The organism is Acetobacterium paludosum (assembly GCF_008086595.1).
In the GTDB taxonomy this organism is placed as follows: Bacteria; Bacillota; Clostridia; order Eubacteriales; family Eubacteriaceae; genus Acetobacterium; species Acetobacterium paludosum.
Genome location: NZ_RXYA01000001.1, coordinates 134455 through 145848, shown reverse-complemented (window position 1 = coordinate 145848; position 11394 = coordinate 134455). Strand labels below are relative to the sequence as shown.

Annotated in this window: 10 protein-coding genes and 1 riboswitch; all 10 genes read right to left on the bottom strand. The window is 38.7% G+C overall.

Features of this window, described 5'->3' with window-relative positions:
* Positions 1–11: 11 nt before the first annotated feature.
* The gene (gene cbiQ, locus FZC41_RS00705; RefSeq protein WP_420797203.1) at positions 12–905 is read right to left on the bottom strand and encodes a cobalt ECF transporter T component CbiQ; all 894 of its coding nucleotides are present in this window, start codon (positions 903–905) and stop codon (positions 12–14) included.
* Between the two features lie 44 nt (positions 906–949).
* Entirely contained in the window at positions 950–1783 is an 834-nt protein-coding gene (locus tag FZC41_RS00700; protein WP_148565469.1) for an energy-coupling factor ABC transporter ATP-binding protein, read from the bottom strand.
* Positions 1784–2033: 250 nt separating this feature from the next.
* A complete protein-coding gene (locus FZC41_RS00695; RefSeq protein ID WP_148565468.1) occupies positions 2034–2384 on the bottom strand; it encodes an energy-coupling factor ABC transporter substrate-binding protein in 351 nt (116 codons plus the stop codon).
* Complete coding sequence (locus FZC41_RS00690; protein WP_148565467.1) at positions 2368–3135, bottom strand: energy-coupling factor ABC transporter permease; 768 nt, start codon at positions 3133–3135, stop codon at positions 2368–2370. Before FZC41_RS00690 ends, FZC41_RS00695 begins: the two co-directional genes overlap by 17 nt.
* Before the next feature lie 270 nt (positions 3136–3405).
* Positions 3406–3586: riboswitch (cobalamin riboswitch) on the bottom strand.
* 117 nt (positions 3587–3703) lie between these two features.
* Positions 3704–5425, bottom strand: a complete 1722-nt coding sequence (locus FZC41_RS00685) for a bifunctional lysylphosphatidylglycerol flippase/synthetase MprF (protein ID WP_148565466.1) — start codon at positions 5423–5425, stop codon at positions 3704–3706.
* A 212-nt stretch (positions 5426–5637) separates the two neighbouring features.
* Entirely contained in the window at positions 5638–7623 is a 1986-nt protein-coding gene (locus tag FZC41_RS00680) for an ABC transporter permease (protein ID WP_148565465.1), read from the bottom strand.
* A complete protein-coding gene (locus FZC41_RS00675) occupies positions 7616–8383 on the bottom strand; it encodes an ABC transporter ATP-binding protein (RefSeq protein ID WP_148565464.1) in 768 nt (255 codons plus the stop codon). The genes FZC41_RS00680 and FZC41_RS00675 overlap by 8 nt, the downstream gene beginning before the upstream one ends.
* A 103-nt stretch (positions 8384–8486) precedes the next feature.
* Complete coding sequence (locus tag FZC41_RS00670; RefSeq protein ID WP_148565463.1) at positions 8487–9503, bottom strand: sensor histidine kinase; 1017 nt, start codon at positions 9501–9503, stop codon at positions 8487–8489.
* A 1-nt stretch (position 9504) separates the two neighbouring features.
* Positions 9505–10200 carry a response regulator transcription factor gene (locus FZC41_RS00665; protein ID WP_207725010.1) on the bottom strand — a complete coding sequence of 232 codons (696 nt, stop codon included), beginning with the start codon at positions 10198–10200 and terminating at the stop codon, positions 9505–9507.
* A 79-nt stretch (positions 10201–10279) separates the two neighbouring features.
* Entirely contained in the window at positions 10280–10993 is a 714-nt protein-coding gene (locus FZC41_RS00660) for a type 1 glutamine amidotransferase (protein ID WP_148565462.1), read from the bottom strand.
* Positions 10994–11394: the final 401 nt, after the last annotated feature.

Here is an 11394-nt window from a genome sequence, read left to right as displayed (position 1 = left end):
TGCTGCTTTTTCTATTTTGTTAATCCCCAGAGTAGAAATAAAACGGCAACAAATATTACGGCCATAATGATCTGGTTTATCTCAATCTTCTTTTCTTCTTCCAGAAATATCATTTCGCCATCATAACATCTGGCCTCCATGGCATCATAATATGCATTCGCCTTTTTCAGAGAGATAATCAGCATATTACCAGCAATTCCTCCGAATGTGTAACAGGAAGTCTTGAAATCACAGTATCCCTGTCGTGAATCTGCAGAATTTTTCATTTTAGAATAGACATCCAACAAAATAAAAATATAACGGTAAATAATATTCATCAGTTCAATAATCAGTTTTGGAACATGGGCTTTTCGCATCACCGAAATAATTTCTGAAGATGGCGTCGATAAGGTCATCATCTGTAACGCGCTAACGGCTGCAAATACTTTTAAAATCAAGAAAATCATTTCCTTGAGCTTCTCCTGAGACGTATAAATATAGAAAAAACCACAGTGCAAATTGAACTGTCCGATTGGATCAAAAGAAAATTCAATGGCAATTGCCAAAGTCCCCAGGAGTATAAAGGTTATCGGAATCATCAGGACCGATAGATATTCATTGACCGAAAGTCCCCCTTTTACCATCGTCAGGTATGCCATGGCAATTAAAACGGCAACGGATACGCAGGGATTATTCAGAGCGATGCATAAAATCAGCAACACCATCGCCAGCGAAACTTTGAACGTGGGATTCCATCCTCTTATTTTTGAAGCATAAGCATGCATATCAATGACAACGCCTTCTCCATGCTTATGACCAATTTTATGATGGTGCTTTCCATCTTGTGAATGGTACTGACCAACCACTGCCATCAGCAAAACTGCCACCGCAAGAAAACCCAGAACGAATAAAATAATTTCCCTCATACAAAACCTCCCTTCTTCCTATATTTTGTGGATCTTTCATACTTCTATTTTATCACTTGAATCATTTTTTGAAACACCTCAATACTTCGGGGATATATTTTTTCATCCGCGATAAGATGTTTCTCGACCAGAGATTCATAAACATTCAATAACATGGGTTGCTTCAAATTCGACCTTTTCAGCACTTCTTCATTTTGAAAGATTTCCAGTGGCGATCCATCTGCAATAATCTTCCCCTGGCAGAACACAATAATTCTTTCCGCCCAACGATAGGCAAAATCCACATCATGTGTAGAAATCAGAATTGTTTTTTCTTCCCGACTCAATTTGGATAAAACCTCCTCAAGCATCTCGGCATTTAATGGATCTAATGCCACCGTGGGCTCATCGAAAATTATAATTTCCGACTTCATCGCAATAATATCTGCAATACTGACTTTTTTCTTTTCACCGCCACTTAAATAATGGGGTGGTCGGTCTTTGAAATCCATAATATCCATATAGGTCAATGCTTCATCAACCCTTTTGATAACTTCTTCTTTTGGCAGTTTTAAATTCATTGGTCCAAATGCAACCTCGGCCCGAACGGTTGAGGCAATAATCTGATTGTCCGCATCCTGAAAAACAATTCCGATGTTTTTCCGCAGTTCTTTCAGATTTTTTTTATTAATCATTGTGCCCCGATAACTAATTTCGCCGCTTTCCGCTTTCAAGACACCGTTCACATTTAAAAAAAACGTCGATTTACCAGCTCCGTTTGAACCGATAACCGCAATCTTTTCACCTTCATTAATATCAATATCAACCCCGTCCAGTCCTATCTGTCCATTTCCATAGACATAATATAAATCACGGACCTTTAAAATTGGTTCTTTCATAACCTATCCTCTTTATATCAAGTACCAATTTGTAAGTACTTATTATTTTTCTATTTTTATTTAAATGAAACTGTTGTTCATCTCATTTCTGCCAAAAGTCGAAAGCTCTTGTACTCAACATGAAAATTCCAATCGGATAATTTCATAACGACCCGATTGGAATTCAACATTAGACTTCGATACTCGATATCGGTACGATTAACGCGGACCGTTATATCCTGATACGAAGCAAACAATAGTTCACCTTATATCAATTCAGGGAGTCAGGCGATTCCGCTTCTTTATCACACATCTTTTTTTGCCATTTATTTCTTTCTACATATCTGCCCAGGAAAAAAAACAAAACTCCTGCACCGAGGCCCGTCTGTAAGGAGAACATCAGACTTTCAATTTCTGCTGGTAATTTTCCGCCAATCCATGTTTCTAAAACGGGGGTAAACCATGGCTGGTAATCCGTTCCTGTAATTTCTGAAATTGCTTGACTTCCCGCATCATCGGAGCCACCAAACTCAGCTCCTTTTAATGTAAATAACGGGACCATTGCAATCACTACTACGATTAACAATAAAACAATTATCGTCTTTTTATTTGACTTTGACATTATTTATTTCCCCCTTCATATATCCAATATCAATCAATTCCGATGTTGCGTAAGACTCCAGCATAATCATAATCACAACCGTCAGAATCCCTTCAATAATCGCCAGGGGAATCTGAGTCGGTGCGAATACTCCCAGAAACTTCAGGAAAGACGCTGTTATTCCGCCATTATCGGATGGATAAGCGGCCGCTAACTGAAAACTGGTCACACAATATGTAAACAAATCGCCAATTGAAGCAGCCAGGAAAATACCCACTCGCTTATTCACCTTCACCTTCTTACATAAGATATATATTCCATAGGATACTAAAGGACCGGCAATGGCCATTGAAAATGTATTGGCCCCCAGGGTTGTAAGACCACCATGGGCCAACAAAATTGCTTGAAAGATAAGTACAATCAGACCTAAAATACTAACTGCAGTTGGTCCAAATAAAATTGCCCCCAATCCAGTTCCGGTCATATGCGAACAGCTTCCGGTAACAGATGGAATCTTTAATGATGATATAATGAATATATATGCTCCCACCATTGCAAATAAAGTAATGGATTTACGATTTTGCGAAACTGCTTTTTTGATGGAAAAATAACCTCTTACGAGAAATGGCAGACAGACAATACCCCATACGATACAGTATTGTACTGGAAGGTATCCTTCCATGATATGCATTGCATTGGCAACTGGATAAACTCCGAACGCCAATGCAAAGGCTGCCACTAATGTGATGATTCTTTTTTCACTTAACTTCATAATTCATACCTTTTTTCATCTTTTTCCCCCGAATGTTTTTTATCAACCTCAAAATATAGAATTCCATGTTGTCCATTTCAATATCGCGCTATGATCTATTCGATTAATCTGTTTGAACCAATTGAGTGCCACCCCGAAAAAAAACCTCTTTTTCTATATTCCTACAGAAAAAGAGGTTTGATTATCAGTTATCAATTGATTTATAAATTTAAGACATCAAAAAACCAACTTTTATTAACGTTACTAATTCCCCTTTTCCCTGGAAGGATACTTCAGCACTTCAATTTAGTAGGTTTCCTGACTTATAGCTTTTATTCTCCTTGCCTTCCCGAAGCAATACGTGCTCAGTGACATATTAAGGAGACGTAACTAATTACAGTGACCGGATCGTTCTGGATTCTAACCAGATTCCCTCAATGAAATTATTCATCCTAAATGAATTTATACATTTCTTATTCAATTATGAATATATTATAACATGATTTATTTGAATGTACAGAATTATTTTTTTCAAAACATCCCCTCAGTTACTGCTAAAATATATAAGTTTTCATCTTTTGCGCAAAACCTATTTGTTACTTTTGTCCTTCTCCTCTTTCTTCGTTTTTAGTTGATTCAATACGAGTTTAGAAATATTATCGGGATTTTGAACTTTTACAATAGCATAAGCATATTGCGGCGAAAAAGGCTTTGGCGAATAGGCAATATATCGTTCTTCCCAATAAGAAGGTGCATACTTTTCTTTTGCATGATGGAGCGCTTTAAAGTCATATGAGTCATTCATATTGTCGTAAACATAGGCGAAAAGTTTTTCATTGATCGTTATTTTATCTCCTGATGCCACATTGTAGAGAGGTGACAGCCCCATATTGACTAATTGCACCCCTTCACCTTTAAATACCATGAATGCCTCGTAATTAATTTTTTCCAAAACCCCTTGCGGCGCATCGCTTTTTCTTCTGGTCACGTCAACTAAATAAGCGGATCCATTTAAATACGGTAAGAAGACCGCAAATCCAAGCATTTTTCCTTGTGCGTCCCGGGCATAGAAATATCGTCGATCAAGGGGATCGTCAAGCCCAATGCCGCCAAGCATAAAAGTCATTTCCGAAATCTTTTTGCTCCTAAACCATTCTTCGGATATTTCAAATATTTCCTTTTCTATTTCAAGATTACGCGCTATTTTCGGTTGATATTCGGCAACCGTAATTCCCGCCTTATTAGCATGGTTTATTGCGGCCCTGACCTTTGCCACTTTTCCTCCAGCAAGACTGTATTCAGACAGATTAAAGCAGGCATCTTCTCCGTATTTTACAATGCCAAACTGTGCCGTTTTATATAAATCAAGAAAATACTCAGTCACATTAAGGAATAAAATATCGAGACCGTTTTGCCTGGCAAATGTTATCAGTTCAGTCAAAAAAACGAAGCCATCTTTTTTGTCACAGATAATATCTCCACAACACACTAAAACCTTGCCCACAATGGTATAGGAACAGACGCCTTCAACATCTTTACTGAAAAAATAACGTTTGTCATTTTCAAGAGACAGATAAGACATCGGGTTTTGTCCATGTTTAAGTACAATTTTTCGGACTCTTTCCTTATCATGTTTATCATGAATATAATCATATACCAGCGGCTTCATAAGAAGCAAGGCCGAAGCAAAAATGCAAATCCAGTTTAAAACAATCAGAGAATCTGCATAAATCTGACCGACATTATTCTTTATATCCAATACCGAAGTATCCATAAAAATCAGTAAATTCACTGAACCCAACAAAGCGTTATAAACGGTATGCACATCATTAATATGCGGTCTCATGATATACAAACCAAGAGAAGCATTGGCAATCAGTAAAACAAACGAAATCCCAACAAATACAAAAGCCCATTTCAGGGTTACTCGGTTGGGTAATCTAGAAAAGTCCTTATAAGAAAACGCCAACACAAACAGAACAAATAACTCAATAATAACAATCGGAACCGAAAATTTATGAAAATGTCCAATCTCTAAAACCAAAGCTGCAAAAATAACAATGACCTCAAGAATCCAGGCATTACGAACCCTTTTATACAAACTGTAAGCCAGCAGAAGCATCAGCGCTCCGAGTAAAAAAGACAATACTCCGTGAATTGCGGCAGCATTCGGATCGATCATATTGCCATATAAATGTTCAAACGCTTTAGCAAATTTCAAAGGCAACGCTGCAAGCAAATTTCCAAATCCAATGATTACTAAAAGAAAAATAGCAAAATTTTGAATTTGCCTTCTGATGAATGTATTCATATTTTTAATACCCCTTCAAACCTTACCGGTTAAACTAAATCGGTTAAATCCAATTCGCAAACGAAAAGTGTGGGGATTCCCCACACTTTTCGGATAAATTATTTCGGAAATAATAATACCATATAAAGTACATTTCTCGTCTTAAATCTTTTTCGGTAAAATTCAAGCTACCCTCGGCACTGTATTTTTATTCATTCTAATGATTCAATCTTCTACTTCACCAGCTTATAATAGGCTTTTGCGGTCCACCAATATACCAGAGCATAGATTAACGCGTAGATTAATGTCACAACAATCGTGCAAATTAAAATCAGTCCGGTATCGGTGAGCCTGAAGGCTGCCAGCATTTTTGCCATCACCCGGAAGGCAAAGGCGACATGAATGGTTGCTCCCGCCAGGGGCAGGAAAAACACCATCAGAATCTGCTTTCCAATCGTTTTTTTAACCTCGGCTTTATCCATTCCCACCTTCTGCATGATTTCAAAGCGATCCCGATCCTCATAGCCTTCGGAAATCTGTTTGAAATAAATAATCAGTACCGTGGCCATCATAAACAATGTTCCCAGAAAAACACCGAGGAATAAGAAGCCCCCAAAAATGGAGTACCATTCCGTTAGCGAGACATAGTAACTTGCCTTATCGATATCCGGGTTAATTCCTTCAACTTGTTGAAAAACATTTTCCGAAAAAGCGAGTTTCGCTTCATCATTCCCTTCCAGATTAAAGAATTTTCCAAATAATAAGGACTTACTATTATTATCAGGATACAGATTATTTTGAATATCCGCGATAACCCCTTCGTCTTTTACAATAATATAACAGGTTTTTCCAACCAGTTCTGCTTTCTTATTATTCAGTGGAAATGTCTGGAGATTCTCTTTTACCGAAAAACTACGGTCTCCAAAAGTCATGGTTTTCTGATTGTAATTATCGCCTACCGAAAAGATCATCACTTCATTTTCATTTAAATCCGTGGACGTGTCACTCATTTTATTATAGTCCTCTAACGGAATCAACCATACATCGGTTTTTGTGGTGTAATAATTGTTGTCCTTGTCTTCTTTAGCGACAAGATCAGGCATAAAATGATCGCCCTCTAAAAAAGCGGTCAAATTTCCAAGTCGAAGATTGATCTGGTCAGTCGGATTGACACCCCTCTGCTCCGCTGTTTTCTGGATCGACTCAGCTACCAAAGCTTCATCATTTCCGGTATTTTCACCAACAACAATCATATCAAAATGATACATATCCCGCATCATGCTTTCCTGACCAATATACAGAGATACCGTGGTGGAAATTGTCACCAACACCATGGTGGACAAGATACAGATATTGGCCAAGCCCACCGCGTTTTGCTTCATCCGGTAAATCATCCCGGAAACGGAAATAAAATTACGGGACTGATAATAGAAGTTCTTATTCTTTTTTAGAACTTTTAGCAGGGCAATGCTGCCAGACGTAAAAAGTGCATAGGTTCCGATGATTACAAAAATCACGGCCACAAAGAACAATAAAATAGCTTCAACGGGTGATTTTACCGTCAAGGCGATTCCATAACCAATGCCCAGCGAGATGATCCCGAAAAGCGTCACAATCCATGAGGATTTCGGTTCTTTTTCCCCTTGTTCTCCTCCTTTCAGAAGATTAATGGGATTGGCCATTTTAACCTGAATAAAATTAGTTAATAGGGTCAGAAAAAAGATAACCAGAAAAATTCCAGCCGTAATAAGCAGTCCCCGTCCATCAATATAAAATTGAATGGGCGTTGTAAAATGAAGCAATTTCAACAGCAGCAAATACAATAGCTTTCCAATTAAAATTCCCCCCAATAATCCCAGCGTAAGGCTGACTATCGTCACCACAACCGTTTCATAAAACAAAACCCGGGCGATATGTTTCTTTTCCATACCCAGTATACTGTACAGCCCCAGTTCTTTTTTACGCCGCTTAATTAAAAAACTGTTGGTATAAAATAGAAAAATTGTTGAAAAGATACCAATCACAATGGTTCCCAAAAATAGGATTGTCTTTAGATTAATCGAACCCGGCATCTCATCCAGCCCTTTGTTTCCATAAAAGGAAATCATGGTATAAAAAGCGATAATCGAACCGATACAGGTTAGAATATAGGGTACATAGGTATCCGCATTTTTTTTCAGATTGGTAAGGGCCAATTTGGGGTAAAATATTTTATTCACCCTTCACACCCCCTGTTGCCAATACCGTGAGGGTCATGGAGATCTTTTGATACATTTCATCATTATTCATGGAGCCCCGATAAATCTGGTTGTAGATTTCTCCGTCTTTAATAAAAAGCACCCGTTTAGCATGACTTGCCGCGGCAATACTGTGGGTTACCATTAAAATCGTCTGGCCGGCCTCATTGATTTCCGAAAAAATCTTCAAGAGATTCATTGCCGCCTTTGAATCCAGTGCACCGGTGGGTTCATCTGCCAGGATCAGCTTTGGGTTGGTTATCAGAGCCCTTGCCACCGCTGTGCGTTGTTTTTGACCGCCGGAAATCTCATAAGGGTATTTGGGAAGGATTTCGTCAATCCCCAGTTTTTTTGAAAGCGGTTTGAGTCGTTTATTCATTTCCTCATAGGGCTTTTGGGATAGGACCAGGGGCAGAAATATATTATCCTGAATTGAAAAAGTATCCAGCAGATTAAAATCCTGAAAAACAAAACCCAGATTATCCCGACGAAAAGCTGAGATTTCACTGTCCTTGATTTTTACGATATTATTTCCATCGAGAAAGACTTCACCCCCGGTGGGCTTGTCGAGAGACGCCAAAATATTCAAAAGGGTTGTTTTCCCCGAACCCGATTCTCCCATAATCGCCAGATATTCGCCATTTTCCACCGAAAAGCTGACATTACTCAAAGCCTGAACCTGATTTCCACCAAAACGGGTGGTATAAATTTTTTGCAAACTTTTTACTTCTAAAAGACTCATTGTTGGCCTCCTTCTTTTTACTATACTCAGTATAATAAAAAGGGAAATGCCCCACCATAATTCTGGCTTACATTTCCCGTTTTAACCTTACAGTTTTGTAAGCTTAAAATAATTCGATATTTTTTCTGGATAAATCGATTTCTATTTTTGTTCCAACTCCCAATTGGGATTCCACTGAGATCCCATGTGCCAACTTATCCAAAACCGATTTGGTGAGATACAGGCCAATTCCCGTCGATTTCTGATCCATTCGTCCATTGTACCCCGTGAAGCCACGATCAAAAATCCGATTGATATCTTCAGGATGAATGCCCACCCCGGTGTCCTCGATTACCAGCGTTTTTTCTTTATTTTTATTCATGTAAATCGATATTTTCCCCCTGGGTGTATATTTCAAGGCATTGGAGATGATCTGTTCAAGAACCAGCGTCAACCACTTTTTATCGGTAAGCACCGTACAATCCATTTCTTCCAATTCCAGAGATATCCGCTTATTGATAAAAATAATACTGTATTTTTTGACACTTCCCTGAATCAGGGCAAGCAAATCATATTCCTTTAAAATCAGATCCGATGACATGCTTTCCAGTCTCAGATACTGAAGAACCATTTCGACATATTCCTTGATTTTAAACAATTCCTGTCGCAGTTCAGCCGGGGGACTGGCTTTTTCCGCCTGGGTCTGCAATAGCAAATCCATTGCTGAGATTGGTGTCTTGATTTGATGGGCCCACAAAGTATAATAGTCATTCAGTTCTTTCTGGTTGTTTTTAGCCTGAACGATCAGCTCAAAGCGGCTGTCCACCAGGACCCTGATAGCTTTTTGATATTCTTCTTCAATTTCGTCTTTAGGTTTGGGCAATGGCTTCATTTCCACTAAAATGGCTTTTCTGAATTCTATCATGCGATGCAGTTTTTTATAATAACTGCTAAAATCCCACACCCCCAGAACAAAAGCCAGCGCTCCTATCAATTGAATGCTGTAAACAAGCGGTTCCAGGTTAATCTGGTATAAAAAATAGACAATTGCAAAAATAAAGATAAACAGCACAAAAGCTAAAATCACCCTAATCCGTGCTTTTAAATAAGAAACAATAACTGATCCCAATGAATCTTCCATCTCAATCCTCCACCAGATAACCGCTGCCCTTTTTCGTTGTGATAAATTCAGTCAGCCCCGCCTCATCCAGCTTTTTTCTTAGCCGGGCAATGTTCACGGTTAACGTATTATCATCCACAAAGCAGTTGTCATCCCATAAGCGGGTCATCATCTGATCCCGGGAAACCACTTTTCCTTTGTTTTCCATCAGAATCTTCAGGATCCGGAAATCATTCTTTGTCAGCTCCACCTTTTGTTCCTGAAATATCAGGCTGGCATCCGAAAGATTTAAAATGGCTCCCCGGTACTCCAATAAATCGGCCTCGCCCTGAAACGAATAGGCTCGCCGCAGAATAGCCTGAACCTTGGCCACCAAGACATTCAAATCAAAAGGCTTGGCGATAAAGTCATCTCCGCCCATATTCATGGCCATGACGATATTCATATTATCACTGTTCGATGAAATAAAGATGATCGGCACTTTGGACAGCTTTCTTATTTCAGTGCACCAATGATAGCCGTTAAATAGCGGCAGAGCGATATCCATCAGAACAAGCTGCGGTGAAAATCGGACAAACTGATCGATGATTCCATTGAAATCTTCAATCAGCTCCACGTCGTAGCCCCAGTTTTCCAGGCATTTTTTAATAGAATTGGCAATAATAGCGTCGTCTTCGACGATTAGAATTTTATACACGGTTGCACCCCAACTTTTCATATTCTGGTTTTCTTTATCTGTCATTGAAATTTATTTAAATCATCGCTTATTATCCCGAAACTAGACAAAATACAAACAGTTAGATGCTGCCTTCCTCAACCTGTCTTTTGACCTGATCAAGAAATTGATCCATCCATTGATTATCCTGCAGCATATATTTTTCCTGCGATCGAACTTCTTCCGGTAACTGGACATAGCTGCCCTTGGTCATTTCATCTCCGCAATTTTCAATAAGCGCTTCAATAATAAGCGATGTATTTTCTAAATGGAACTGAAAACCGAAGACTCGCATTTTATAAACGAAGCCCTGATTCTGACAGGCCTTGCTTTCTGCAATAATAACTGCCTCTTGCGGCAAATCGGCAAAGGTATCGCCATGCCAATGGAATACCACCGGATGGTCCGGGAAAAATGAAAACAAAGGGGATTTTCGGGCTTCCGCCGTAAAAGCAATGGGAAACCAGCCAATTTCTTTCGCTTTGTTTTTAACGACCTTTCCGCCAATAACATCGGCAATCAGTTGACTGCCCAGGCACAAGCCGATCACCACCTTTTCCATCGCTATGGCTTCTTTTATCAAGTGCTTTTCTCTGGCCAGCCAGGGGTATTTTTGATCTTCATAAATATTCATCGGGCCGCCCATTACGACCAGCCAGTCAAATTCAGAAACATCGGGCAGTTTCTCGTCGTTATACAAGTGGGTAGCGGTTACTATGCCTTTATTTTTTTCTGCCCATTCCAAAATCCTGCCGGGATTTTCAAAGGGTACATGCTGCAAATAATGAATTCTCATCCTTACATCCCCAATCTACTTCTAAATGTTATACTTTTATAAAAGTATAACATTTAGAAAGCTTTCTACAAATTCTTTTTTTAATCTCGCGTACAATAAATTGTCAGCATTAAAAAAAGCCTATCCTGTTTGGATACGCTTTTTTTAATGCTGCTCAAATTTTTGGCCAGAAAAATTTGAGCGAAGGAATAAAAACATCTATCAAAAATATAAATTAATGAAAGCAATTAAAATTCGGGGATGTCACACACCATCCCCGAAAAGGAAGGAAATTAAATACTGACTTGGAGATGTCCTTTTATTCGAAGAGATTCTATTATTTTCTATTGCCTAGGAGAAAAACAATTAAAAAAAATCCTTCTCCAAAGGAGAAGGATAAAAGAATCATACTTAAAACTTAA